General features: G+C 75.4%; 19 protein-coding genes. 8 read left to right on the forward strand and 11 right to left on the reverse strand.

The window, feature by feature from the left end; translation table 11 throughout:
* Window positions 1-88 precede the first annotated feature (88 nt).
* From IEX99_RS08195 to IEX99_RS08210, 4 genes are all read left to right on the forward strand, one after another.
* The gene (locus IEX99_RS08195) at window positions 89-397 is read left to right on the forward strand and encodes a hypothetical protein (protein WP_188899534.1); all 309 of its coding nucleotides are present in this window, start codon (window positions 89-91) and stop codon (window positions 395-397) included.
* A 99-nt stretch (window positions 398-496) separates the two neighbouring features.
* The gene (locus tag IEX99_RS08200) at window positions 497-1126 is read left to right on the forward strand and encodes a bifunctional 4-hydroxy-2-oxoglutarate aldolase/2-dehydro-3-deoxy-phosphogluconate aldolase (protein ID WP_188899535.1); all 630 of its coding nucleotides are present in this window, start codon (window positions 497-499) and stop codon (window positions 1124-1126) included.
* A 5-nt stretch (window positions 1127-1131) separates the two neighbouring features.
* The gene (locus IEX99_RS08205) at window positions 1132-2091 is read left to right on the forward strand and encodes a sugar kinase (RefSeq protein WP_188899536.1); all 960 of its coding nucleotides are present in this window, start codon (window positions 1132-1134) and stop codon (window positions 2089-2091) included.
* 189 nt (window positions 2092-2280) lie between these two features.
* On the forward strand, window positions 2281-2757 hold the full coding sequence (locus tag IEX99_RS08210; RefSeq protein WP_188899537.1) for a hypothetical protein: 477 nt from the start codon (window positions 2281-2283) through the stop codon (window positions 2755-2757).
* Between the two features lie 27 nt (window positions 2758-2784).
* Here IEX99_RS08210 and IEX99_RS08215 read toward each other — a convergent pair whose 3' ends face one another.
* Genes IEX99_RS08215 through IEX99_RS08225 form a run of 3 tightly spaced genes read right to left on the reverse strand, consistent with a single transcriptional unit; the run spans window position 2785 to window position 6820 of the window.
* Window positions 2785-4278, reverse strand: a complete 1494-nt coding sequence (locus IEX99_RS08215) for a M81 family metallopeptidase (protein WP_188899538.1) — start codon at window positions 4276-4278, stop codon at window positions 2785-2787.
* An 8-nt stretch (window positions 4279-4286) separates the two neighbouring features.
* On the reverse strand, window positions 4287-5528 hold the full coding sequence (locus IEX99_RS08220; protein ID WP_188899539.1) for a Zn-dependent hydrolase: 1242 nt from the start codon (window positions 5526-5528) through the stop codon (window positions 4287-4289).
* Window positions 5525-6820: an ArgE/DapE family deacylase gene (locus IEX99_RS08225; RefSeq protein WP_188899540.1), complete on the reverse strand. Its 1296-nt coding sequence runs from the start codon at window positions 6818-6820 to the stop codon at window positions 5525-5527. Before IEX99_RS08225 ends, IEX99_RS08220 begins: the two co-directional genes overlap by 4 nt.
* A gap of 126 nt (window positions 6821-6946) precedes the next feature.
* Between IEX99_RS08225 and IEX99_RS08230 the strand changes: the two genes are divergently transcribed.
* Window positions 6947-7981 carry a histone deacetylase family protein gene (locus IEX99_RS08230; RefSeq protein ID WP_188899541.1) on the forward strand — a complete coding sequence of 345 codons (1035 nt, stop codon included), beginning with the start codon at window positions 6947-6949 and terminating at the stop codon, window positions 7979-7981.
* Here IEX99_RS08230 and IEX99_RS22820 read toward each other — a convergent pair.
* The 4 genes from IEX99_RS22820 to IEX99_RS08250 all read right to left on the reverse strand — a co-directional run bounded on the left by IEX99_RS22820 (window position 7918) and on the right by IEX99_RS08250 (window position 13950).
* On the reverse strand, window positions 7918-8520 hold the full coding sequence (locus IEX99_RS22820; protein ID WP_188899542.1) for a hypothetical protein: 603 nt from the start codon (window positions 8518-8520) through the stop codon (window positions 7918-7920). The two genes, IEX99_RS08230 and IEX99_RS22820, sit on opposite strands and share 64 nt — an antisense overlap.
* Before the next feature lie 143 nt (window positions 8521-8663).
* Window positions 8664-10199 carry an L-lactate permease gene (locus IEX99_RS08240; protein WP_188899543.1) on the reverse strand — a complete coding sequence of 512 codons (1536 nt, stop codon included), beginning with the start codon at window positions 10197-10199 and terminating at the stop codon, window positions 8664-8666.
* 2 nt (window positions 10200-10201) lie between these two features.
* Window positions 10202-11212, reverse strand: a complete 1011-nt coding sequence (locus IEX99_RS08245; protein WP_188899544.1) for a 2-hydroxyacid dehydrogenase — start codon at window positions 11210-11212, stop codon at window positions 10202-10204.
* 26 nt (window positions 11213-11238) lie between these two features.
* Window positions 11239-13950, reverse strand: coding sequence for an HAD-IC family P-type ATPase (locus IEX99_RS08250; RefSeq protein ID WP_229677879.1), 2712 nt, complete (start codon window positions 13948-13950; stop codon window positions 11239-11241).
* Between the two features lie 411 nt (window positions 13951-14361).
* Between IEX99_RS08250 and IEX99_RS08255 the strand changes: the two genes are divergently transcribed.
* Window positions 14362-15129 (forward strand): HAD family hydrolase, encoded by a 768-nt coding sequence (locus IEX99_RS08255; protein WP_188899545.1) that lies wholly within the window; start codon window positions 14362-14364, stop codon window positions 15127-15129.
* 6 nt (window positions 15130-15135) lie between these two features.
* Here the strand turns inward: IEX99_RS08255 and IEX99_RS08260 are convergent, their stop codons facing one another.
* The gene (locus IEX99_RS08260; protein ID WP_188899546.1) at window positions 15136-17559 is read right to left on the reverse strand and encodes a glycoside hydrolase family 65 protein; all 2424 of its coding nucleotides are present in this window, start codon (window positions 17557-17559) and stop codon (window positions 15136-15138) included.
* A 133-nt stretch (window positions 17560-17692) separates the two neighbouring features.
* On the reverse strand, window positions 17693-18217 hold the full coding sequence (locus tag IEX99_RS08265) for a hypothetical protein (RefSeq protein WP_188899547.1): 525 nt from the start codon (window positions 18215-18217) through the stop codon (window positions 17693-17695).
* A 919-nt stretch (window positions 18218-19136) separates the two neighbouring features.
* Between IEX99_RS08265 and IEX99_RS08270 the strand changes: the two genes are divergently transcribed.
* Window positions 19137-20786, forward strand: coding sequence for a flavin-containing monooxygenase (locus IEX99_RS08270; RefSeq protein WP_188899548.1), 1650 nt, complete (start codon window positions 19137-19139; stop codon window positions 20784-20786).
* A 23-nt stretch (window positions 20787-20809) separates the two neighbouring features.
* Here the strand turns inward: IEX99_RS08270 and arsB are convergent, their stop codons facing one another.
* Window positions 20810-21880 carry an ACR3 family arsenite efflux transporter gene (arsB, locus tag IEX99_RS08275; RefSeq protein WP_188899549.1) on the reverse strand — a complete coding sequence of 357 codons (1071 nt, stop codon included), beginning with the start codon at window positions 21878-21880 and terminating at the stop codon, window positions 20810-20812.
* Window positions 21881-21896: 16 nt separating this feature from the next.
* Window positions 21897-22217, reverse strand: a complete 321-nt coding sequence (locus IEX99_RS08280; protein WP_188899550.1) for an ArsR/SmtB family transcription factor — start codon at window positions 22215-22217, stop codon at window positions 21897-21899.
* A gap of 311 nt (window positions 22218-22528) precedes the next feature.
* Here IEX99_RS08280 and IEX99_RS08285 point away from each other — a divergent pair, with 311 nt between their 5' ends.
* Window positions 22529-23698, forward strand: coding sequence for an acyl-CoA dehydrogenase family protein (locus tag IEX99_RS08285; RefSeq protein WP_188899551.1), 1170 nt, complete (start codon window positions 22529-22531; stop codon window positions 23696-23698).
* The last annotated feature ends 150 nt before the right edge of the window (window positions 23699-23848 follow it).

The raw sequence follows: 23848 nt of genomic DNA on the forward strand, positions 1-23848 counted from the left end.
GACGGCGGGGCGCAGGCCGGTCCGGATGTCGCGTTGCGTGGGATGCGTTTCCGATTTATTAATCGTTGCGCGTCCCGCGAGGCACTCCATGCACCCTCCCGACCGGTCCGCGCTTGCCCTGCTGGCCTTCCCCAGCCGGCCCGAGGATCGCCTCCGCCTCGCCCTCCGGCGGCTGGAGGCGGCGCTCGCGGCGCAGGGCGACGCCTTTGCCGAGTGGCGCGCGGCGCTCGCGGCCCTGGATGGCGCCGTGACGGGGCTGCACGAGGGCGCCCTCCGCTACCAGGCCAGCCTCGCCGCCACCGCCGCCGATCTCGACCGCGCCCGCGCCGCCGCGCAGGCCCTCGATGCGACGGCGGAGGCCATGCGCGCGCTGGCGGAGGGTGGCGCCCGGGGCTGACCGATCCGCCCGCCGCCGGGGCGGGCTCGCAGGACCGGCGGCGGCGCCCCATCTCGCGTGCTGTCCTGCCATCGCCCGCAGTGCCGGAGCCGAGGCCGCATGACCCATCCGCTCGTCCCCCGCTTGCGCGCGCTGCGGGTCGTTCCCGTGGTGCGCGCCTCCAGCGCCGCCCGTGCCGCCACCGCCGTCGCCTGGCTGCAGGAGGCGGGGCTGCGCGTCTTCGAGATCACCATGACCGTGCCCGAGGCGCCGGCGCTGATCCGCGCCCTCGCCGCCGATCCGGAGCTGCTGGTCGGCGCCGGCACGGTGCCGGACGCCCGCACGGCGGAGGCGTGCCTCGACGCCGGGGCGAAGTTCCTCGTCGCGCCCTGGGTGGAGCCGAGCATCGTCGCCCCGGCGCGGGAGGCGGGCGCCTGCGTCATGCTCGGCGCGCTGACGCCGACCGAGGTGCGCGCCGCGCTCGCCGCCGGCGCCGACGTGGTGAAGATCTTCCCCGCCGGCTCGGTCGGCGGCCCGGCGCACATCCGCAGCCTGCGCGCCGTCTTCCCCGATGTCGTCTTTTGCCCGACCGGCGGCGTGGATGCGGAGGCCGTCCAGGACTACCTCGAGGCCGGCGCGGCCTTCGTCGGCATCGGCGGCAGGCTGGTGGACGAGCGGCTCGTCGCCGCGGGCGACCGGGCGGCGGTGCAGGCGGTGGCGCGCGCCGCGCTCGGCATCCTGCAGGCGTGACGGCCATGGGCGAGACCGCGGCGGCGCCGGTGGACATCCTCTGCTTCGGCGAGCCGATGCTGGAGTTCAACCAGCTCCCGCGCCGCGGGGACGATCCGCGCACGCTCTACCTGGAGGGCCACGGCGGCGACACCTCCAACGCCGCGATCGCCGCGGCGCGCAGCGGGGCGCGGGCCGGCTACCTCACCGCGATCGGGCGCGACGCCGCCGGCGACAGCTTCCTCGACCTCTGGGCGCGCGAGGGCGTGGACACGACGCATGTGCGCCGCGACCCGGAGGCGCCGACCGGCGTCTATTTCGTCACCCACGGGCCGGAGGGGCACCGCTTCACCTTCTACCGCACCGGCAGTGCCGCCAGCCGCTACCGCCCGGAGGACCTGCCCGAGGACGCGATCCGCGCGGCGCGGGTGCTGCACCTCTCCGGCATCAGCCAGGCGATCTCGACCAGCGCCTGCGACGCCGGCTTCCGCGCCATCGAGATCGCCCGGGCAGCGGGGGTGAGGGTCTCCTACGACACCAACCTGCGTCTGCGGCTGTGGCCGGCGCGGCGGGCGGCGGCGGTGATCCACGCGGCGATCGGCATGGCCGACATCGCCTTCCCCTCGCTGGAGGACGCCGAGGCGCTGACCGGGCTCACCGACCCGGACGCCGTGGCGGACTTCTATCTGCGCCTCTGCCCGCTGGTGCTGCTCAAGCTCGGCAAGGCGGGGGCGATGCTGTGCACGCGGGAGGGGCGCACCCGCATCCCGGCCCACAGGGTGCAGGCGGTGGATGCGACCGGGGCCGGCGACACCTTCGCCGGCGCCTTCCTCGCCCGGCACGTCGCGGCCGGCGAGGAGCCGCTGGCCGCGGCGCGCTACGCCAACGCGGCGGCGGCGCTCGCCACCACCGGCTATGGCGCCGTGGCGCCGATTCCCCGGCGCGCGCAGGTGCTGGCGCTGCTCGGCGAGTTGGGCGCGGGCTGAGCGGGAAGGGGCCCGCATCGCCGGACGCTCCGTCGGGCCCGGGCGCGACACAGTGGAGCGATCAGGCGGGCGCCGCCGGCGGCCGGCGGTTCCCGGCCGGCATCGGCTGGTCTAAGCAAAGGGGAGCCGAGGGGAGCATGGAGGCCGGGCATGGCGTCGTCGGGCGAGGATGCGGCAAGGCGGCGGGCGGTGCGGGCCCCGTCCCCCGAGCGCGGCGGCACGGGGCGGAGCCGGCGGCGCGCCTGGACCCCCTGGGCGGCCGGGCTGCTGGTGCTCGGCTGGGCCGCCCTGCCCGCTGCCGCGGGGCCGGCGCAGGCGCGCTCGCAGTCCCTGGCCGAGCGCGACCTCCGCCGCACCGTCGTCAGCCTGGTGACGGCGCTGCGGGTCGCCGAGGGGTGCCGGATCCGCCTCGCCGAGGCGGCGCGTCGCCGCGCCGCCGAGCTGGAGGCGGCGTTGCTGGCCCTCTCGCCCGCGGAGGGGGCGCGCCTCAAGCACGCCGCGTCCATGCGGGAGGCGCGGGAGGGGGCCTCCCGCGCCGGGCGCGCCTGGTGCTCCGTCCAGCGCGCCGATGTCGAGGAGGCGGAGGAACTGCTGGCGAGCCCCGAGGCGGAGGACCTGCTGCGCCGCCTCCGCGCGCTGCGGCGCGAGGAGGACACGCGCGGGTAGGCCGGGGCGCCGGCGGACCGGCCGCCGTCAGTTCGCCTGCGGGCGCAGGCGCAGGCCCGGGCGGAGGTTGCGGAAGGGCAGCACCGCCGGATCGGCCACCACGGGCCCGGGCGCGGCGACGACGATCACGCGCTCCGCGATCGGCTGGAAGTCGGCGCGGAAATGCACGCTCGACTTCAGCGCCAGGATCTTCTGCGCGGCGGGCTCCACGCCGACATGGCGGAACAGCGCCTGGTCGTAGGCCTGCATCTTGCGCGAGACGAGGATGACGCGCACGCCGGGAGCGACCCGGATCAGCGCGGTGGGCCCGAGATCGGCGGAATTGCCGCGCGCCATCGGGCCGGTGCAGGTGAAGCGGCCGTCGGTCAGGCGCTCGACCGTGGCGGTGACGTCGAGGGGGGCGCCGTCGCTCCTGCCGCCGAGGCGGAGCGCGAGCGTGGCGCCCTCGCCCGCCGCGTGGCAGGCGGCGGCGCTCTCCGCGTCGTTGATCAGGCCGAGGACGGCGCCCTGCGCCCCCTGGCGGATCAGCTCGGCGAGCAGGCCGGTGGTGTCGCCGTGGCCGCCGCCGCCGGGATTGTCCTGGGTGTCGGCGAGCACGACGGGGCGCGCGGCGGTGGCGGCGAGGCGGATCGCCTCCGCCACGCCCTCCGCCGCGTCGGCGACGGCGCCGGCGAAGTCGGGCTCGCGCCGGTACAGGTGGGCGGCGAGCGCCTCGGCCGCGGCGTCGGCCGCCGCCTGGTCCGGCCCGAAGGCGGCGATGGCGGCGCCGCAGTCGGGGAAGTCCGCGTAGGGGAAGCCGAAGCAGAAGGCGAGCTCGGCGAGGCCGTGCGCCTCGGCGAGCCGCGCGCGCTCCGCCATCACCTCGGCCATCGGCGGGACCAGCGTGCATTGCGTGCCGAGCGGGATGAGGAAGTCCACCTGGCGGAACGCCCTGGCCCAGGGCGCGCCGCGCCGGATGCGCGCGCCGAGGAGGCGCATCGCCCGCGCGCCGGTCTCGCGCATGTCCACATGCGGGTAGGTGCGGTAGGGCACCAGCACGTCGGCGAGCGCGACCATCCGCGCCGTCAGGTTGGCGTGCGGGTCGAGGCTCGCCGCGATCGGCACGTGCGGGCCGACCGCGGCGCGCACCCGGCGCAGCACCTCGCCCTCCGCGTCCGGGAAGCCCTCGGCGACCATCGCGCCGTGCAGGTCGAGATAGACGCCGTCGAGCGGCCCGGCCTCCAGCGCGTCGGAGAGGGCGGCGACGAGCAGCGCCGCGATGCGCTCGAAGGCCTCGGCGGTGACGGGGCCGGAGGGGTTGGCGAAGCACCAGGTGAGGGGGGCGAGGTCGGCGGAGAGCTCCTCCTCGGCCACGGCGATCGCGCCGGCGGTGCCGACGCTGGTCGGGCGCAGGGTCTCGACCAGCGTCGCCGGGCGCTGCAGCGGCGCGAAGCCGCCGGGCTTCTGGAACTCCCGCCAGCCGGCGGGGAGCGGGGCGAAGGAGTGGCTCTCGTGCAGGAAGCCGCCGAGGGCGATGCGCATGGGCGGGCTCATCCGTTCGCGGTGGCGATCACGGCGTCGGCGAGGACCTTGAGGCCCGCCTCGGCCCAGGCGGGGGTGATGCTCTCCGCCTCGTTGTGGCTGATGCCGCCCTCGCAGGGGACGAAGAGCAGGGCGGAGGGCACGCGCCGGGCGCAATAGACGGCGTCGTGGCCGATGCCCGCGGCCATCTCCCGCCAGAGCAGGCCGCGCGCCTTCGCCGCCTCGCGCAGGCGCGCGACGAGGACGGGATCGAAGGGCGTCGGCGGCGCGTGCCAGAACTCCTCCACATGGATGGCGACGTTGCGGGCGCGCGCGATCTCCGCCGCCCGCTCGCGCAGCCGCTCGCCCATCCAGGCGAGGCGGTCGGGGTCGCCGTGGCGCGTGTCCACGCTGAACCAGACGCGGGAGGGGACGACGTTGCGGCTGCCGGGCCGGACGGTGACGCAGCCGACCGTGCCGCGGCCGTCGCCGCCGGTGGCGAGGGCGATCTCCTCCACGGCGGCGATCAGCGGGGCGGCGGCCATCAGCGCGTCGCGGCGGTGCTCCATGGCGGAGCCGCCGTGCGCCTCCTCGCCCTCCACCGTGACCTCGTACCAGGTCTGGGCGAGGGCGTGGGTGACGACGCCGATCTCCCTGCCCTCGCGCTCCAGCACCGGGCCCTGCTCGATGTGCAGCTCGAAATAGGCGCCGAGGCGTTGCAGCCCGGCCGGGTCGGCGCTGCCCTGCCAGCCGATGCGGCGCAGCTCCTCGCCGAAGACGGCGCCGGCGGGGTCGGTCCTGGCGAGGACCTCGGCCTCGGGGAAGATGCCCATCGCCGCGCCGCTGCCCATCATCGGCGGCGAGAAGCGCGCGCCCTCCTCGTTGGTCCAGTTGATCAGCAGCAGCGGCGCCTCGGTCTCCGCGCCCGCCTCGTGCAGCGCGCGCATGATCTCGAGGCCGGCGAGCACGCCGAGCACGCCGTCGAACCTGCCGCCCGTGGGCTGGGTGTCGAGGTGGCTGCCGATGGCGACGGGCGGGCGCGACGGGTCGCGGCCCTCGCGGCGGAAGACCATGTTGCCGACGCGGTCCACGCTCAGGGTCAGGCCGCAGGCCTCCGCCCAGCGCTGCAGCAGGCGGCGGGCCTCGCCGTCGAGGTCGGTCAGGGCCTGGCGGTTGCAGCCGCCCTTCGGGGTGGCGCCGATGCGCGCCATCTCCATCAGGCTGTCCCACAGCCGCGCTCCGGAGAGCGGCAGGTTGCTCGCGGCGCTCATGCTTCGCTCCCCTCCACGCCGCACCACTCGGCCAGGGTCAGGGCGATGGTCCGGGTGATGCCGTGCATGCTCTCCAGGCCGACGTTCTCGTCTATGCCGTGGATGTCCTGCGCGTCCGGTCCGAAGCAGGCGACCGGCGTGCCCTGGTGCAGGACGAAGTGCCGTCCGTCGGTGAGGCCGGTCGCGGGGTAGTCGCGCAGCGTGCCGCCGGTGGCCTCGGCGTAGCTGCGCCGGGCGAGGCGGACGATCTCCGCCTCGGTGTCGAAGAGGCAGGGGTCGGCCATGAAGCCCTTGAACTCCAGCTTCACCCGGGCGCCGCGCAGGCGCTCGTCGCGGGATGCCTCGGCGACGAGGCGCTCGATGTCGGCGCGCGTCTGCGCCGCGGTGTAGCCCATCATGACGCCGACGCGGAGGCCGATGCGGGCGCGCGTCGGGACGGAGCTGTTCCACTCCCCGCCCTCGATGGTGCCGAGGTTGACGTTGACCGGGTGGTTGACGCCGCGGAAGGCGGGGTGGATGCGCTCGGCGCGGTTCATCTCCGCCTCGTAGTCCTTGAAGCGGGCGGCGATGAAGGTGGCGGCCTCGATCGCGTTGATGCCGGCCTGCATGTCGCGCACATGGGCCGGGCGGCCGCTGACCGTGATCCAGGCCCAGACGACGCCGACCTCGGCGGTGTAGAGGCCGTCCACGCCGGGGCCGGGCTCCGGGATGATCACCGCGTCGGCCTTCGGCAGGGCGAGCATGCAGGCGAGGGCGCCGTTGCCGGTGCACTCCTCCTCGACCACGGCGTGCATCTGCACCTCGGCGGCGGGCTGCAGGCCGGCGAGGCGGAGCGCCTTGAAGGCCATGCAGGCGGAGACGAGGCCGGCCTTCATGTCGCCGGCGCCGCGGCCGTACATGCGGCCGCCGCGGATCGCGGGCTCGAAGGGCGGCGTCGCCCACATGTCGGCCGCGCCCTCCGGCACCACGTCCACATGGCCCTGGAGGACGAGGCTGCGGCCCTTGCGCGCCCCGCGCGGCGCATGCACGGCGACGACGTTGTCGCGGCCCTCGTAGCCGATCAGCGGCGGCGAGAAGCCGGGATGGGCGGCGAGGGCGGCCGGGTCGGTCGGGATGCGGCGCGGGGCGAGGCCGAGGCTCGCGTAGAGGCGGGCCATCTCCTCCAGCGCCGGGGCCTCCTGGCCCAGCGTCGAGGGGCAGCGGACCAGGCGCTGGAGTGTCGCCACGCTCTCCTCGCGCAGCGCGTCCACGGCGTCGAGGATGGCGCGGCGGGCGCCGGGGTCGAGGCTCATCGTCCCTCCTTCGGGCAGGGTGCGGGCAGGGCGGTGGGGCAATCCAGCCCGCGCGGCGCGGTCTGTCCAGCGGCCGCGGCGCCGGCGGTGGACAGGCGCGGCGGGCGGGGCCTAGCGTGCCGCGCCATGAGGACCTTCGCCCATCCCGACCAGATGCGGCACACGCCGCGCTTCTTCCTCGTGCGCGGCGCGGTGCGGCCGAACTACGAGGTGCCGGAGCGGGCGGGCGCGCTGCTCTCGGCGCTGCACCGGCTCGGGCTGGGCCCCGCCGAGCCGGCGCCGGCGCCGCGCGCCGCGCTGGAGACGGTGCACGCGCCGGATTACCTGGACTTCCTCGCGGGCGCCGCCGCGGCGTGGGACGCCCTGCCGGACCGCGGGCCGGAGGTGGTGGCGAACGTCCACCCGACGCCGGAGGTGCTCGCCCAGGGCGGGCGGCCGCCGGAGAGCGTCGTCGGCCGCGCCGGCTGGTACATGGCCGATGCCGCCTGCCCGATCGGCCCCGGCACCTGGGAGGCGGCGCGGGCGGCCGCCGGCTGCGCCCTGGCGGCGGCGGCGGAGGCGGCGGAGGGGCGCAGCGCCTACGCGCTGTGCCGCCCGCCGGGCCATCACGCCTACGCGGCCCGCGCCGGCGGGCACTGCTACCTCAACAACGCCGCGCTGGCGGTGGAGGCGCTGCGCCGCGCCGGGGCGGCGCGGGTGGCGACGCTCGACGTGGACAGCCACCACGGCAACGGCACCCAGGGCCTCTTCTGGCAGCGCGGCGACGTGCTGACCGTCTCGGTCCACGCCGACCCGAACCGCTACTACCCCTGGTTCGTCGGCCACCCGGAGGAGCGCGGCGCCGGTGCGGGCGAGGGCTGCAACCTGAACCTGCCGCTTCCCATCGGCACCGGCGACGCCGGCTGGCTCGCCGCGATCGAGGCGGGGATCGCCGCGATCCGCGCCTTCCGCGCCGATGCCCTGGTCGTCTCCCTCGGCTTCGACGCCTCCGAGCACGAGCCGCTCGCGGCGCTGCGCGTCACCGCGGAGGGCTTCGCCCGGGCGGGCGCGGCGATCCGGGCGATCGGCCTGCCCGCCGCGATCATCCAGGAGGGCGGCTACAATGTCGGCCTGATCGGCACCCTGCTGGAGCGCTTCCTGACCGGCTGGGGCGGCGCGTAGCCGGCGAGCAGCCTGTCGGATTTGCGTCTGCGGCCTGTGCATGTGCATGGGGGGCCGTGGCCGAGGTCAGGCGAGGCGGGGGTGGCCTTGACGATGCCGAAGGCGGGCTCGGCGGTCTGCTTGCGGCGGGCGCAGCGGGCCTTGGCATCGGGGGTGCCGAGCCTGGCCGGCATGGCGGGGCGCCAGGGTTCGGCGGAGCGGGCGGGGTCTTCGGCGTGGCCGGGGCGGAAGTCGTGGGGCCGGCGCGGCCGGGTGCGGCAGAAGGCGGCAAGCGTGTCGTGGTCGGGATGCAGGTTCGCCGCCACGTAGCGCACGCCGCGGTCGCGGTGCGTCGCCCGCTCGATCCGGCGCGAGGAGAAGATGCCGCTGGCGCGGCGGGAGATCGGCAGCGCCAGCGGCCGCCGCGGGCGGTCCTGCGCCCTGCCGCCGGGGATCGGCCGCACCGCGACGGCGCCGGCCGGCATCCGCCCCACCGTCGCCACCACCACGAGCGGCAGCAGCAAGGCCCGGTCGCGGCCGCACGGGATGAGCCGCGCCATGCCGCCCATGCATCGCCGGTTTCAGGCCGCTCGGGAATCCGACAGGCCGCCAGAGCCGTTTTCGCTCGGCCGTGCCCGCGGCAACGGCTCCCGCGCGTCGCCGATCCACGCTCCCGGCCGTTTCTGGCCGTCCGCGATCGGCTCTAGGCGGTGACCACGGGCGCAACGCCGGCCGCGATCAGGAAGAGGAGCAGCGCCCCGCCGAGCGCGGCATAGAGGGCGCAGGCGGGCAGCGTGCGGCGCATCACCTCGCCCTCCCGCCCGGCGAGACCGACGGTCGCGCCGCCGGCGACGATGTTGTGGGGGCAGACGATGTTGCCGACCGCCGCGCCGAAGCCCTGCGCCGCGACCATCCACAGCGCCGGCAGGCCGAGCGCGGCGGCGGTCGCGAGCTGGAAGTCGGTCAGCAGGATGTTCGAGGCGGTGGCGGAGCCGGTCACGAAGGTGCCGAGCACCCCCGCCGTCGGCGCGAACAGCGGCCAGGCCGTGCCGGCGAGAGCCGCCGCGGCCTCGGCCAGGGATTCGATCAGGCCGGCATGGACCATCAGCCGCGCGAGGGCGAGCATCGCGAGCAGAGCGAGCACCACCGGCGGCAACCGCGCCGCCGCGCGCGCCGCTGCCGCGCGGAACGCGGCCGCATCGTCGCCGCGCGCAAGGCCGCCGACCAGCAGGCCGAGCAGCAGCATGGTCCCGGGGTGGTAGAGCGGCTGCACGCTCCCCTGGAACTCGCCGAACAGCGTCCAGCGCCAATTGATCCCGGCAAGCCCCTCACGCAGCGGCGGGACGAGCCGGGTGGCGAGGATCAGCCCGAGCAGCACCAGGTAGGGCAGCGACGCGCGGAGCAGCGCACGGGCCGCGGCCGGGCGCTTCCCGCCCGCGCTGCCGCCGCGCCACCGTACGGCGAGAGCGAAGGCGGCGCCGCCGAGCAGCGCGCCGCCGAGCGTCGGCAGCTCCGGCCCCACCCAGACCGCGATCGCCGCCGAGGGCAGCAGGAAGAACGCTGCGGCGAGGAGACCCCAGCCGGGCCCCGCGCGGCCTTCGCCCGCGATGCGCCGGACGAGGAGCGCCATGGTCCAGCCGAGCGCCGCGTGCAGCAGCGCGGTCGCACCCGCGATCGCCCCCGGATCGAGCCCGCTCGCCGCGGCCTGGGGCACCACCGGCGTTCCGATCGCGCCGAAGGACACGCCCACGGCGTGGCCGACGAGCGCCAGCGCCACCGCCCGCGCCGGGTCGAAGCCGAGCCCGACCAGGATCGGCGCCGTCAGCGCCACCGGCGCGCCGAACCCGGCCGCGCCCTCCGAGAACAGCGCGAAGAACCAGGCGACGAGCAGTGCCGCGAGGCGCGGATCGTCCGACAGCCGCACCAGCGCCCGCCGCAGCGTCTCGGTCGCCCCGGTGGCGAGCTGGAGCTCGTGCAGCACGAGCGCTGGAACGACGATCCAGAGGATGGTGAGCGCGGCGAAGCCCGCCTCCGCGGCCACGCCGGCGAGCGCGATGCCGATCCCGCCCGCCGCCTCCGGCCCGCGCCAGCCGAAGACGAGGAGGGCCACCGGCAGCGCCGCCGCGAGGCCGGCCAGCCCGGCCGGCGCCGCCGCCCAGCGCAGGCCGACCATCAGCGCCAGGATCAGCCCGACGGGCAGCAGCGCCGCGAGCGCCGCCGCGCCGTTCCCCGCGCCCATGCTCAGGCGAGCTTCTCGGTCGAGACCTCGTGCACCGCGCGGCCCGTCTCCTCGAAGGCGGTGATGTTGGCGATCGTGGTCTCGGCGATCGCGGTCAGCGCCTCCTCGGTGAAGAAGGCCTGGTGGGCGGTGATCAGCACGTTGGGGAAGGTGAGCAGGCGGGCGAAGACATCGTCCTGGATCACCTGTTCGGAGAGGTCCTCGAAGAACAGGTCCCCCTCCTCCTCGTACACGTCGAGGCCGAGCAGGCCGATCGCGCCCGACTTGAGGCCGTCGATGACCGCCCGGGTGTCCACGATGGCGCCGCGGCTGGTGTTGATCAGCATCACGCCGCGCTTCATCCGCGCCACCGCGCCGGCGTCGATCAGGTGGCGCGTCTGCGGCGTCAGCGGGCAGTGCAGCGTGACGATGTCGGCGGCGGCGAGCAGCTCCGAAACCGTCGTGTAGGAGACGCCGAGCGCCTCGAGGGCGGGATCCGGGCGGGGGTCGTGGGCGAGCACGCGGCAGCCGAGGCAGACCATGATCCGCGCCACCGCGGCGCCGATCCGCCCGGTGCCGACGACGCCGACCGTGCGCCCCTTCAGGTCGAAGCCGAGCAGCCCGTCGAGCGCGAAGTTGCCCTCCCGCACCCGCGCGTAGGCGCGATGGATGCGGCGGTTGAGCGAGAGGATCATCGCCAGCGTGTGCTCGGCCACCGCCTCCGGCGAGTAGGCCGGCACCCTCGCGACCGTGATGCCGAGGCGCCGCGCCGCCGCGAGGTCCACGTTGTTGAAGCCGGCCGAGCGCAGGGCGAGCAGCCGCACCCCCGCGCGCGCGAACTCCTCGAGCGACGCGGCGTCGGCCAGGTCGTTGACGAAGGCGCAGACCGCGCCGGCGCCGCGCGCCAGCACCGCCGTCTCCGGCGAGAGCCGCGCCTCCAGGTAGGCGAGGCGGTGCCGCCCGCCCGCCGCTGCGTTGGCCGCGTCGAGGAACTGCCGATCATAGGGTTTGGCGCTGAAGACCGCGACCTGCATGCGAGGTCCTCCCGATCCGTGCCGGCTCAGCGGAGGCGGCCGGCGATGCGCCTGCGGATCTGCTTCTCCGCCTCCAGGACCGCCATCAGCGCGAGGCCGGCGCCGATGATCGGCAGGCCGTCCGCGATCGGATCGAGCGGGCGGGTGGCGAACAGCACCTGCATGGGCGGCGCGTAGGTGAAGGTGAGCTGGAACAGCGTGACCATCCCCACCCCGGCCAGCACCGCCGGCGTCCCGAGCGCGCCGCGCCAGGTGAAGGAGGTCGTCCGCTGGTAGCGGACGCTGAACAGGTAGGCGATCTCCAGCACCACGATGGTGTTGACCACGGCGGTGCGGGCTTCCTCCAGCGTCATGCCGCGCTGCAGCGCCCACTCGAACATGCCGAAGACGCCGGCCAGGAACAGCACCGACACCAGCACGATCCGCCAGACGAGGAAGCCCGAGAGGAGCGGCTCGCCCGCCGGCCGCGGAGGCCGCCGCATGGCGTCGGGCTCGGTCGGCTCGAAGGCGAGCGTCAGGGCGAGCGCGACCGAACTCACCATGTTCACCCACAGGATCTGCAGCGGCGTGACCGGCAGCTCGGCCCCGAGGAGGATGGCGGCGACGATGCTGAGCGACTCGCCGCCATTGATCGGCAGCAGGAACACGACGGCCTTGGTGAGGTTGTCGTGGACCGTGCGCCCTTCGCGCACCGCCGCGGCGATCGAGGCGAAGTTGTCGTCGGCGAGGACGATCTCGGCCGCCTCCTTTGCCGCCTCGGTGCCCTTGCGGCCCATCGCCACGCCGACATCGGCCCGCTTGAGCGCCGGGGCGTCGTTCACCCCGTCGCCGGTCATCGCGACGACGGCGCCCTCGGCCTGCAGCGCCTCGACCAGCCGCAGCTTGTGCTCGGGGCTGGTGCGGGCGAACACGTCGGCCTCTCGCGCCCGCGCGCGCAGCGCCGCCTCGTCCATCGCCTCGAGGTCCTGGCCGGTGACGACCTCCCCCGCCCCCCGCAGCCCGACCTGGCGCGCGATGGCGGCCGCGGTCGCGGCGTGGTCGCCGGTGATCATCTTCACCCGGATGCCGGCCTCCTGGCACTCGGCCACGGCGGCGATCGCCTCCTCGCGCGGCGGGTCGATCAGGCCCAGCAGGCCGAGCAGCGTCAGCCCTCCCGCCTCAACCTGCTCGGGCGCGAGGTGGTGCGTGTCGGGCGGCGTGCGGCAGGTGGCGACGGCGATCACCCGCTGTCCCTGCGCCGCCAGCGCGTCCACCCGCTGCCGCCAGAGGTCGCGGTCGAGCGGCGCGTCCTCCGCCTCCGGCTCGGCGACGCGCCGCTCGCGGTCGCACATCGCGAGCAGCCGCTCCGGCGCGCCCTTCACCACGGCGAAGGTGTCGCCGCAATCCTCGTCGCGGTGCAGCGTGGCCATGTAGCGGTGGCGGGAGTCGAAGGGGATCTCGTCGCGGCGCGCGAAGCGGCGGCGCACCGCGTCCGGCGGCTGGCCCGCGCGGGCGGCGAAGGCGAGGAGGGCGCCCTCCATCGGGTCGCCGTCCACCATCCAGCCGGCCTCCGCATCCTCGCGCAACGCCGCGTCGTTGCACAGCGCCGCGGCGCGCGCGAGCTCGGCAAGCACGGCCTCGGCCCCGGGTTCGGCGTTGCCCTCCGCGGCGACCTCGCCGGCGGGCGCGTAGCCGGAGCCGGCGACCCTGAAGGTCCCGACCGCGGTCAGCGCCGTGGCCACCGACATCTCGCCGCGCGTCAGCGTGCCGGTCTTGTCGGAACAGATGACCGAGACGGATCCCAGGGTCTCGACCGCAGGCAGGCGGCGCACGATGGCGTTGCGCGCCGCCATGCGGCGCACGCCGATCGCCAGCGTGATGGTCAGCACCGCCGGCAGCCCCTCGGGAATCGCCGCGACGGCGATCGCGACCACCGCCATGAACGCCTCCTCGGCGTCGTAGGCGCGGCCGATCCAGGCGAAGACGAAGACCAGGGCGGCAAGGCCGAGGATGATGACGGTGAGCCGCCGCGCGAACTCGTCCATCTGGCGCAGCAGCGGCGTCGTGAGCTGCTCGACCTCGCTGATCATGGTGCTGATCCGGCCGAGCTCGGTCCGCGCGCCGGTCGCAACGACGACCCCCGTGCCCTGTCCGGCCGCGACCAGCGTGCCGGAGTAGGCCATGGAGCCGCGGTCGCCGAGCGGCGCATCCGGCGCGACGGGCGCCGGGGACTTCTCGACCGGCACGGACTCTCCGGTCAGCGCGGCCTCCTCGATGCGCAGCCCCCGCGCGCGCACCAGGCGCAGGTCGGCCGGCACCTTGTCCCCGGCCTCGAGCAGCACGATGTCGCCGGGGACGAGCTCCGCGGCGTCTATCGTCAGGCGCCGACCGTTGCGCAGGACCGAGGCGTGCGGCGTCAGCATGTCGCGGATCGCGCGGAGCGCTTCCTCGGCGCGGCCCTCCTGGATGAAGCCGATCACCGCGTTCACGACCACGACACCAAGGATGACCGCCGTGTCCAGCGGATGGCCGAGCAGCGCGGTCACCGCCGCCGCCGCCAGCAGGACGTAGATCAGCAGGTTGTCGAACTGCGCGAGGAAGCGGCGCAGCGGGCCGCGGGGCTTCGCGCTCGGCAGCCGGTTCGGACCGTGCTCGGCGAGGCGCCGCGCCGCCTCCGCGGCGTCGAGCCCGGCCGGGTCCGCGCCGAGGCGTCGCAGCGCCTCCTCGGCGGGCAGCGCGTGCCAGGGGGGCGTCCCCACGTCCTGCGCGGGTCCATCCCGCGTCGCAACCGGCGCCTCGCCCTGCGCTGCGTCGTCCTGCACCTGACCCCCTCCCGTGCGATCGGACCCGAGGGCTCCGCCTGCGACGGGGCGGCGGCTCCGGTCCGGTCCGGCTGCGGGGGCAACGCACGCGGCTCCGCTCCGTTGGCAGGCGCCGCCGCGAAGAGGGCGGACGCCGCGCCGTCGCGCGCCAGCAGGCGGCGCCCCCGGCGGCGCCGTCGTCGCCGTCCTGCTATCATGTTTCCCGCTCGGCCGCATCCGCTCCCCCGGCGCCGCCGGGAGCGGCCGGTCGCCGCGCGCCGCGGCCATGGGGAGAGCCACGGCCCTCCGCCGGGCCGACACCCAGATGCCGGCTGGGGCCGCCGCCGGACGCAGGCCGGAGAATCACGCATGGGTGAACACGCCACGATCCGGGTCAGGCTGTCCCGCCGCGACTGGGACGCGGTCCTGTTCGACCTCGACGGGGTGCTCGCCGACACGGCGCGGGTCCACGCCGCCGCCTGGAAGGCGCTGTTCGACGAGGTGCTGCGCCGCCGCGCGGCGGAGATGGGGGAGCCGTTCCGGCCCTTCGACCTGCGGGCCGACTACCTGGCGTTCGTGGACGGCAAGCGGCGCGAGGACGGGGTACGGGCCTTCCTCGCCTCGCGCGGCATCGTGCTGCCCGAGGGTTCGGAGGCCGATCCGGAGGAGGCGCTGACCGTCGCCGCCCTGGCGCGGCGCAAGCAGGGCCTGTTCACGGCGGCGTTGGAACGCGAAGGGGTGGAGCCGGCTCCCGGCGCCGTGGCGCTGATGCGGGCGCTGCGGCGGCTCGGCATGCCGCTCGCCGTGGTCTCCGCCAGCCGGAACTGCGCGGCCGTGCTCGCCGCGGCCGGACTCGACGGGCTCGTGGACCTGCGCGTGGACGGGCAGATGGCGGCGGCGCTCGGCCTCGCCGGCAAGCCCGCCCCCGACACCTTCCTCGAGGCGGCGCGGCGCCTCGGCGTGCCACCGGCCCGCGCGGTGGTGTTCGAGGACGCGCTTGCCGGCGTGGAGGCGGGCAGGCGGGGCGGCTTCGGCCTCGTGGTCGGCGTGGATCGGGGCGGCCAGGCGGAGGCGCTGCGCCGGCGGGGCGCCGACGTCGTCGTGCGCGACCTGACGGAGGTCGCGGCCGAGGCGTGAGCCGTCTCAGCCGCGCCGCGGGGCCGGCGGCTCCTGCTGCGGGAATTCTGGCACCGGCTCCGGCGGCGGCGGCGGGGTCGGGCGGGTGGCGACGGGCGCCGCGGCGCTCAGCGTCACGGCCTCGCCGCAATGAAAGACGGTGAGCTCGTCGCCCGCCTCCAGGCGATAGGTGGTCACGTCGTGGCGCACCTCCACGCGCAGCCGGCACCCGCGGATGGTCAGCGGGAAGCGCAGCGCGCGCCACTCGGACGGCAGGCGCGGAGAGAAGGAGATGCGCCCCTCGCCGTCGCGCAGGCCGGCGAAGCCGTAGGTCAGCGCCATCCAGGTGCCGCCGATCGAGGCGATATGAGCCCCGTGCCGCATGTTGCCCCCGACGTCGGAGAGGTCCATCTCGGCGGCGAAGCGGAAGTACTCCATCGCCTTCGTGGCGTAGCCGATCTCGGCCGCGACGATCGCCTGGATGCAGACCGAGAGCGAGCTGTCGTGCGTGGTGATCGGGTCGTAGTAGTCGAAGTTGCGTTTCTTCTCCTCCGGCGTGAACTGGCCGTTGAGGAGGAACATCGCCAGCACCGTGTCCGCCTGCTTGATCACCTGCGCGCGGTAGAGGTTGAGAGGGTGGTAGTGGAGCATGAGCGGGTAGTGATCCGCCGGCGTGTTCGCGAAGTCCCAGCGCTCCTTGTACAGGAACTCGTCGTCCTGCGGATGGATGCGCAGGAGCTCGTCCCAGGGCAGGTACATGCGCTCCGCCGCCTCGCGCCACTCGACCGGCTCGCTGTCCTTGAGGCCGGTGCGGCGCACCAGCTCGGCGAAGGCGTCGGGATGGTCCCGCCGCATCGCCTCCGCGGTGTCGGCGGCGTAGCGCAGGTTCTCGCGCGCCATCAGGTTGGTGAAGAGGTTGTTGTTCACCACCGTGTTGTACTCGTCGGGCCCGGTCACGGCGTTGATGCAGAACCGCCCGCCGCGTCGCGGCGAGAAGAAGCCGAGGTCGTGCCAGAGCCGCGCGGTCTCGACCAGGATCTCGGCGCCGTAGTCGAGCAGGAACTCCTCGTCGCCGGCCACCTCGACGTACTTGCGCAGCGCGTAGGCGATGTCGGCGTTGATGTGGTACTGCGCCGTGCCCGCCGCGTAGTAGGCGGACGCCTCGCGCCCGTCGATCGTGCGCCAGGGGAAGGTGGCGCCGCGGTGGTTGAGCTCGCGCGCGCGCTCGCGCGCCTTGTCGAGCATGCCGTGGCGGAACATCAGCAGGCTGCGCGCCATCCGGGGGTTGGTGTAGATCAGGAACGGCAGGACGTAGATCTCGGTGTCCCAGAAGTAGTGGCCCTCGTAGGTGCGGCCCGTCAGGCCGCGGGCGCCGATGCCGTGGCCCTCCGCGCGCTCCGAGGCCTGCAGGAGCTGGAACAGGTTCCAGCGGACCACCTGCTGGCGGTGCGGGTCGGCATCCTCCAGCTCGACGTCGGCGCGCTCCCAGAAGCGCGCGACGTGCATCCGCTGCCGTTCCAGCACGCCGTCGAAGCCCCGCTCCAGGGCGCGGTCGAGGGTGAGGGCGGCGCGCGCGCGCACCTCCTCGGGCGCGACGCCGCCGCCGTCGTAGTAGTAGGCGAGGGCCTTCCACAGTCGGATCGGCCGGCCGGGCGCGACCTCGCCGCGGAACCGCACCACGGCGCAGTCCTCCTTGCACTCGAGCCGGGCGGCGAGGCGCTCCGGATCCTCGACCGCGTGGTCCATCGCGCAGGCGAGGACCAGGCCCGAGCCCTCGGTCCTGAAGCCGAGGATGGCGCGCAGGCCCGTCGCCTCCTGGCCCGTCGGGCACAGCACGCGCCTGCCGGCGAAGGGCTCGGCGAGGCGCGGATCCTCGGGGTCGGCGGGCAGGGGCGGGCGGAGCACCAGCTCCGAGCAGAGGGTGATCTCCGCCGCGCCGTCCTCGACCGACAGCTCCCAGCCGATGGCGGCGAGGTGGCGGTCGTCGAACGAGACCAGCCGCCGCGTGCGCAGCGTCAGGCACTGGCCCGCCGGGGCGCGCCAGGCCACGTGCCGCTCGAGCACGCCCGAGCGCATGTCCAGGCGGCGACGGAAGGAGCGCACCTCGGCGCGGTCGAGCTGGAAGGGTTCGCCCTCCACGTAGAGCCGCATCGGCGTCCCGTCGGGGAGGCCGAGCATGCTCTGCCCGACGCGGGGGAAGCCGTAGGCGCGCTCGCCGTAGGTGATCGGACGCAGCTCGTGGAAGCCGTTGAGGTAGACGCCGGGCTCCTCCACCGGCGCGCCCTCGTCGAGCATGCCGCGGATGCCGAGCCGGCCGTTGGAGAGCGCGAACATGGTCTCCGCCTGGCCGACGAACTCGCCCGCGAGTTCCGGGCCGAACCGCGTCGCCTCCAGCGCCCAGGGGTCGGGCGGGAAGATGTGGGGCGGCGGAATCCGGCGCGCGCGCAGCATGGTCCCTCTCCCTCTCTTGCCGGCGTCGGCGTCCGGATCCTACGCGGATCGGGCCGTACCGGCGACCGCGCGGGCCCCCTGTGCCGGGCCGCGGCGGCGGGAAGCGGCGCGGCCGGGGCCGCGCCGCGTCCCCTCAGCCCGCGTCCCGCCGCGCCTGCGCCGCCTTCACGAACTGCGAGACGCGACCGATCTCGCGCGGGTCTACGCGCACCGTGTCGCCGGGGTTCGGCGTGGCGCGCATGCCGCCATGCGCGGTGGCGCCCGCGTCGGGATGATGGCGCATGCGGCTGGCGCGCTTCATCTCCAGGGCGCGCCGCGCGATCTCCGCCTGGCTCGGTGGCCTCGCCTCGGCCTGCTCGAAGCGGCGCAGCTCGCGGCGCACCCGCTTGAGCCCCTGCACGAAGATCTGCTTCTTCCTGGTGGTGCCCGTGTTGTCGCGCGCCGGCGCGGCGCCGCGCGGCGCCGACTTGCCGCGCATCTCGCGGCGCTGCTGGCGCGCGATGTCGCGCGCCTTGTCGCGGAACTCCCGCAGCCGCCGCTCCGCGGCGACGAGCTCGTCGCGCGAGAGTCCGCAGATCCGGGGGTAGTGGGTCGGCTCCACGGCTTCGAATTCGGCGGCCGTCAGGAGCCTGCGCTCCTCCTTCAAGGTGATCGCCATCGCCTTGCCTCTCTGCTTGCGGGATGGGGTGCCCTGGTCAAGCGCCGGCCGCTCCGCGCCGGTTCCGGATGCGACGGGCCGGGGCACCCTCGGCGGGGCGGAGGCTACCACATCCGGTCGGCCGCACGCCGCGCGGCGTCGTCCGCCCGGCGCGCGGCCGCGAAGGGATGAGCCCATGCCGGGCGGCAGCGGACGCCGCCGGCCCGTCGCCGCGGCATGACCGGCCGCGCCACGTCATGGCGGATCAAGCCATCGGATTCCCGCGCGACCGGCCGGCGCCGCGCCAGCTCGCCGGCCGTCCGCGCGCGGCTCATCTGCGCCAGGACGGCAGGCCCATCGCGGTGGAGGGCGACCTGCGCGGTCCGGTGAACCAGGGCACGCTCTGCCCGAGGGTCGCGGCGACCATGCCGCAGCGGGCCTCGCCAAGCCGGACTGCGACCCGGTGATGGGGGCCGGCGGGCGGAGAACCGCGCCGTCGCCGTCGGCCTCGTCATGCGGGCGAAGCGCGGGGCGGCGGCGATCCACGCCGCCCCGCGCTTCGCCCGCACCAGCGCCATGGCGGACATCTGCGCGCCGGTCCGCGCGGGCCCGGGCATCGCCTGCCGCGGCGGGACCGTCCGCCACGTGCCGGGGAACGACCTCCGGTTCCGCGAGTTCGCGCTGCCCCACCCGACATCTCGACCAGCGGCCGACCGGAGGCGGGCGGGCAGCGCGCCGGCATGCTCCCGCCGCGCCTTGGCGCCGACAGGCGGCGACGGCGCTCGCCCGCGATGCCCGGCACGTCCGACCGGCCCCGCAGGCCGGCTCCGATTCGCCCGGCGGCCGGGGCGGTTGCTACAGTCCCGCCGGCGGCATGGGTCCTGGGGAGGCGTCCCGTCCGGCAGCGGATCGAAACCAACGAGGGGAGACTCCGAACGCGATGCTCGACACCACCACGACGCGGCACCAAGCGGGCGGACCGGGCGTGGTCCAAGGGTTCGACGCGCTGATCGTCGGCGCCGGCTTCTCGGGCCTCTATCAGCTCCTCTGCCTGCGCGACCGGCTCGGCCTGTCGGTGCGGGTGCTGGAGGCCGCGGAGGGCGTCGGCGGCACCTGGTACTGGAACCGCTACCCCGGTGCGCGCTGCGATTCCGAGAGCCATTCCTACTGCTACACCTTCTCCAGGGAACTGCTGGAGGAGTGGGAGTGGTCGGAACGCTACCCCGGGCAGCCCGAGATCCTCCGCTACCTCAACCACGTCGCCGACCGGTTCGACCTCCGGCGCGACATCAGCTTCGGCGCCCGCGTCGCCGCGGCGCGCTGGGACGAGGCCGAGAGGCGCTGGCACGTCGCGACCGAGGCCGGGGAGCGGTTCGCTGCGCCCTTCCTGGTCACGGCGGTCGGCTGCCTGTCGTCGGCGAACATCCCGGACATTCCGGGCCTCGGGGAGTTCGCGGGCCGCTGGTACCACACCGGCCAGTGGCCGCACGAGGGGGTGGACTTCACCGGCAAGCGCGTCGGGATGATCGGCACCGGCTCCACCGGCATCCAGGCGGCGCCGGTGATCGCGAAGGCGGCGGCGCACCTCACCGTCTTCCAGCGCACCGCGAACTACAGCATCCCGGCCCGCAACGCGCCCCTGACCCCGGAATTCAAGCGCTGGCTCAAGGAGAACTACGCCGAGCTCCGGCGCATCATGCACGCCACCCCCAACGGCCATCCCTTCCCCATCGCGGACCGCTCGGTCTTCGACGTCACGCCGGAGGAGCGCGAGGCCATCTACGAGGCGGCGTGGGAGAAGGGCGGCCTGCAGTTCCGCGCCACCTTCCGCGACCTGCTGGTGGACAAGGCGGCGAACGACACCGCGGCGGAGTTCATCCGCGCGAAGATCCGCGAGGTCGTGAAGGACCCGGCCAAGGCGGCGGTGCTTGCCGACATCGACCACCCCTTTGCGGCCAAGCGCCCGCCCATCGACACCGAGTACTTCGAGACCTTCAACCGCGACAACGTCTCGCTGGTGAACCTCCGCGCCACGCCCATCGAGTGCATCACGCCGCGGGGCATCCGCACGCGGGACGGCGCAGAGCACGCGCTCGACATCATCGTCTTCGCCACCGGCTTCGACGCCATGACCGGCCAGCTCCTGCGGATGGACATCCGCGGCCGCGACGGGCTGTCGCTGCGCGAGGCGTGGCGGGAGGGGCCGCGCACCTACCTCGGCCTGCAGGTCGCGGGATTCCCGAACCTGTTCATCCTGACCGGCCCCGGCAGTCCCTCGGTGCTGTGCAACATGCCCGTGCCGATCGAGCAGCACGCGGAGTGGGTCACCGACTGCATCGCCCACCTGCGCGCGCGTGGGATCGCGCGCATCGAGGCCACGCCCGAGGCCGTGGACCGATGGGTGGAGCACGTGAACGAGGCGGCGAACGCCACGCTGCTGCCGACGGTGCCGCACTCCTGGTACCTCGGTGCCAACGTTCCCGGGAAGCCGCGCGTGTTCATGCCCTACGCCGGCGGCATGGCGCGCTACCGCGCCATCTGCGACGAGGTGGCCGCGCGGGGCTACGAGGGCTTCGCCCTGGGCGGCTGAGCCGACGCGCGGGCGCGACGCGCTCACCGGACCGCTGCGGCGTCGCGCGGGAACCACGCCCGCCCCAGCCGCAGCGCCACGTTGACCAGCAGGATCAGCACCGGCACCTCGACCAGCGGCCCGATGACGGTGGCGAAGGCGACCGGGGAGGCGAGGCCGTAGGCGGCGATCGCCACCGCGATCGCGAGCTCGAAATTGTTGGAGGCGGCGGTAAAGGCGACGGCGGTGGTGCGCGGGTAGTCGGCCTCGATCAGCCGGCCCATCCAGAAGCTGACCAGGAACATCGCCAGGAAGTAGATCGCCAGCGGCGCGGCGATGCGCAGCGCGTCGAGCGGCAGCCGCACCACCTCGCCGCCCTTCAGCGCGAACATCGCGACGATGGTGAAGAGCAGCGCCGCCAGCGTGATCGGCGCGATGCGCGGCAGGAAGGCGCGCGCGTACCACGCCTCCCCGCGCCGCGCGACGAGGATCCGCCGCGTCAGGAACCCGGCGGCGAAGGGCAGGCCGAGGTAGAGCAGCACGGCGCCGGCGACGGTGGCGAAGGAGACCTCCACCACGCGCCCCTCCAGCCCGACGAGCGGCGGCAGCACGGAGAGGAAGAACCAGGCGTAGAGCCCGAAGAACAGCAGCTGGAAGACGCTGTTGAAGGCGACCAGTCCGGCCACGTACTGGTTGTCGCCGCGCGCGAGCTGGTTCCAGACGATCACCATGGCGATGCAGCGCGCCAGGCCGATCAGGATCACCCCGGTCATGTACTCGGGGTGGTCCGAGAGGAACAGCACGGCGAGCGCGAACATCAGCAGCGGGCCGATCACCCAGTTCTGCACCAGCGAGAGCAGCAGCACGCGCGTGTCCGCGAAGACCTGCGGCAGCGCCTCGTAGCGCACGCGGGCTAGCGGCGGGTACATCATCAGGATCAGGCCGACGGCGATCGGCAGGTTGGTGCCGTTGACCGAGGCGGCGTCGAGCAGGGCAGGCAGCCCGGGGACAAGGTTCCCGAGCGCGACGCCGAACGCCATCGCGGCGAAGATCCAGAGCGTCAGGTGGCGGTCGAGGAAGGACAGGCGGCGCGGCGCCGCCGCTTCGGCGGTCATGGGCGGGTTCCTGTGGCTAGAGCGCGGCGGCGAGCGCCTTGAGGCGGGCAAGGCCCTCGCGGCGGAGGCGGTAGCAGACGCGCGGCCCGTCCACCTCGCCCTCGATCAGCCCTGCCGCCTTGAGGATGCGCAGGTGCTCGGAGACGGTGGACTGGGCGAGCGCGAGGTCGGCCACGATGTCGCACCCGATGCAGCCGTCGCGGCGGGCGAGCAGCCGCAGGACCCGCACCCGGGCGGGGTGCGCGAGCGCCCTCGCCAGCCGGGCGAGCTCCGCGTCGGCGGCGTCGGGGCGGGGAATGGTGCGTCGGCTCAGGGCTCGCGTTCCCTCTTCGGTCATCGTCGAATGGCGATATATCTTCCGCCCGGAAGGCGGGCAAGCCGCGCCTCCAGCCGTCGCGGGCGGACGCGGCCGGCGGGCCCGTTCCGCTGGCACCCGAACGCCGGCATGCGGGCGGCGAAGCGGTGACGCCCGCCGCGCGGGGCGACCGCCAGGAGCCGCGCGGCTCCTGGTTCGTCCCCGTCCCCCTGGACCGTCGTCCGCCCTTGGCCGGCGCGCCGGGCGACGACCGGGGCGGCCGCTTGACGCCGCCCCCCGCCTCGGCCGCAATGGGCCGCGGAGCAGCCGGCCAGGGGACGGGAACCGCCGCGATGGACCCGCCGACCAGCGCCGACCCGCTCGCGCGCGCCCGCGGGCTGGCCGAGGCGATCGCCGCCGCCGCGGCGGAGATCGAGGCCACGCGCCGCATCCCCGGCCCGCTGGTCGAGGCGCTGCACGCCTCGCGGCTGCTGCGCCTGCTGCTGCCGCGCTCGGTCGGCGGCGAGGAGGTCCACCCCGCGGCCTATCTCCTCGCCCTCGAGGAACTCGCCCGCCATGACGCCTCCATCGCCTGGAACGTCTTCGTCGCCAACAGCGCCGCGCTGATCGCCGCCTATCTCGGCCCCGCCGAGGCGGCGGCGATCTTCGCCGACCCGCGCGCCGTCGTCGCCTGGGGACCGCCCAATGCGACCGTCGCCGAGGCCGTCCCCGGCGGCTACCGCGTGACGGGCCGCTTCGACTTCGCCAGCGGCTGCCGCATGGCGAGCTGGATGGGCGTGCACTGCCGCGTGCGCGAGCCGGACGGCTCCTTCCGGACGAACCACCTCGGCCGCCCGGCGGTCCGCACGCTGCTGTTCCCGGCCGACCGGGCCGAGCTGCTCGATACCTGGGACACCATCGGGCTGCGCGGCACCGCCTCCGACTCCTACGCCGTCGCCGACCTCTTCGTGCCCGAGGCGTTCGCCACCACCCGCGAGGACCCGACCCTGCGGCGCGAGCCAGGTCCGCTCTACGCCTTCACCATGCAGGGGCTCTACGCGGTCGGCGTGGCGGGAGTGGCGCTCGGCATCGCGCGGGCGATGCTCGATGCCTTCGTGGCGCTGGCCGGGGGCGGCAAGACCCCGCGCGGCCTCGCCCCCCTGGCCGAGGACCCGCTGGTGCAGGCCGAGGTGGCGCGGGCCGAGGCGGGGATCAGCTCGGCCCGCGCCTGGCTTCGCGAGATGCTGGAGGAGATCCACGCCGCGGCCCCGCCCGATGCGCCGATCGGGGTGGAGGCGCGCGCCCGGGTCCGGCTCGGCAGCGCGAATGCGATCCAGGCGGCCATCGCCGTGTCGCAGGCCATGTACCGGGCGGCGGGGGTGGACGCGATCTTCCCCGGCGGCCCGTTCGAGCGTCGCTTCCGCGACATGCACACCCTCTCGCAGCAGATCCAGTCGCGCAGCGCGCACTTCGCCGCGGCGGGACAGGTTCTGCTCGGCCGCGCCCCCGCGGGTTTCCTGTAGCGGCGGCGCGGCGCCGGCCCCTGCCGGGGCGCGGGCAGGGGCGCGGTGCGGCAGCGGGCGCGCGGGACCGCGGATTGCGCGCCGGTGCCGCGGCGCCTGGCATGCGGCCGCAGGCAACGCCCGCGCGCGCCGGGCGCCGGCCGCCGGCGG

It is taken from the genome of Caldovatus sediminis (assembly GCF_014644455.1).
GTDB classification, from domain to species: Bacteria; Pseudomonadota; Alphaproteobacteria; order Acetobacterales; family Acetobacteraceae; genus Caldovatus; species Caldovatus sediminis.